Consider the following 1,524-nt stretch of genomic DNA (forward strand, 5'->3'; position numbering starts at 1 on the left):
GCACGCGCGGCGCGATCTCGACACGGTCGCGCGCGTGCCCGATGGGGAGGTCGCGCGGCTGATCGATCCCTATATCGGGGGCATGGCGTCCGCCGACATCCCCCTCCCCGCCTTGATCGAAGCGGACGTGGCCTCGAATGCCGATGTCGCGACGGTCGCGCGCGCGGTCGCCCGCCCGCCCGCCATTCTCGCGACCCCCGCCGCGCGCGAAGCCGGTGCGTTCACCCGCCTGATCGGCGCGCTGCGCGGCACGGCGTCGCTCGTCATGCTCGTCTGCGTCGCGGCGACCGGGCTGGTCGCGATGCTGGCGGCACGCGCCGCGCTCGCCGCCGATCGCGCCAGCCTCGCCATCCTCCACGAACTCGGCGCAACCGACGATCAGCTTGCCGCGCTCGTGCTGCGCCGGATCGGGCGGGACGCGGCGATCGGCGCGGGCGCGGGGCTCCTCCTCGGCGGCGTCGCGCTCGCGATGGTCGCCTCCCGCCTCGCCCCGCTCGGCCTCGGTGGCCTCGGCTGGGGCTGGCTGCTCCTCCCGCTCGTGCCCGCCGGGCTGGTCGGCCTCGCCTTGCTGGCGGGCTATGCGACCCTGCTGCTCTCGCTCGGGCGTGCACCATGATCCGCCGTCTGTTCAGCCTTGCGGTGTTGCTGTGGGCGCTCGGCTTCGTCGCCTTCGCCATCTATCTGCCGCGCCCCGCCGGCGACACGCGCACCGACGGCATCGTCGTGCTGACGGGCGGTCCCGGCCGGCTGACGCGCGGCATCGAATTGCTGCGCCAGGACCGTGCGCAGCGGCTGCTCGTCTCGGGGGTCGACCGGCGTGTCCGCCCGGTCGAACTCGCCACCGTCTATCGCATCCCGCCCTCGGTGCTGGGCCGGATCGACCTCGGCCGCTCGGCGGTCGACACGCGCTCCAACGCGCTCGAAACGCGCCGCTGGATCGCGGTCCACCGCTATCGCTCGATCCGCCTGATCACCACCGACTGGCACATGGCGCGCGCCCGCTTCGAACTGCGCCAGGTGCTGCAGGGCGTCCACGTCGTCCCCGACGCCGTGCCGAGCGAGCCCGACCTGTGGGGGCTGCTCCGCGAATATCACAAATACCTGCTCCGCCGCGGCGCCGCGCTCGCGGGGCATTGAGGGGGCGGCGTGCGGTCAGGCGGAGGGCAGCCGCAGACCGACGAACTCCGCGGCGTTCAGGGCATGCGGATGCCCCCGGTTGGCGAGCGCGACTACGACATATCCCGATCGCGGATAGACCGCGAAATCGGCGCTCACGCCCGGCGCGCTGCCGCGATGACCGTAGGATGTCGCGCCATTGCGCGTCGCGATCCGCAGGCCGAGCGACCACTGCGCGCTTCCGGCGGCGACCTTCGGGCTGGTCAGCAGATGCAGGTGCGCCGGGTCGAGCAGCGCGCCTTGCCGAAGCGCCGTGGCAAAACGGAACAGGTCGTCGACCGTGGAATAGCCGCCGCCGGCGGGCAGACCCGGATAAGAAGGCAGCGGCTTCATCCCGGTCTGCGCCGC

At 73.3% G+C, this 1,524-nt stretch carries 3 protein-coding genes; 2 read left to right on the forward strand and 1 reads right to left on the reverse strand.

The window, feature by feature from the left end; genetic code table 11:
- Both ACOJSF_RS02005 and ACOJSF_RS02010 read left to right on the forward strand, forming a co-directional pair.
- A partial coding sequence (locus ACOJSF_RS02005) for a hypothetical protein (protein WP_420140565.1) occupies positions 1–616 on the forward strand: 616 nt, incomplete at its 5' end.
- Entirely contained in the window at positions 613–1,137 is a 525-nt protein-coding gene (locus tag ACOJSF_RS02010; RefSeq protein WP_420140566.1) for a YdcF family protein, read from the forward strand. The genes ACOJSF_RS02005 and ACOJSF_RS02010, both read left to right, overlap by 4 nt.
- Before the next feature lie 15 nt (positions 1,138–1,152).
- Here the strand turns inward: ACOJSF_RS02010 and ACOJSF_RS02015 are convergent.
- On the reverse strand, positions 1,153–1,524 hold a 372-nt coding region (locus ACOJSF_RS02015), incomplete at its 5' end, for a serine hydrolase (protein WP_420140567.1).

Origin of the sequence: Sphingomonas sp. (assembly GCF_048594985.1) — a bacterium.
Classification (GTDB): Bacteria; Pseudomonadota; Alphaproteobacteria; order Sphingomonadales; family Sphingomonadaceae; genus Sphingomonas_I.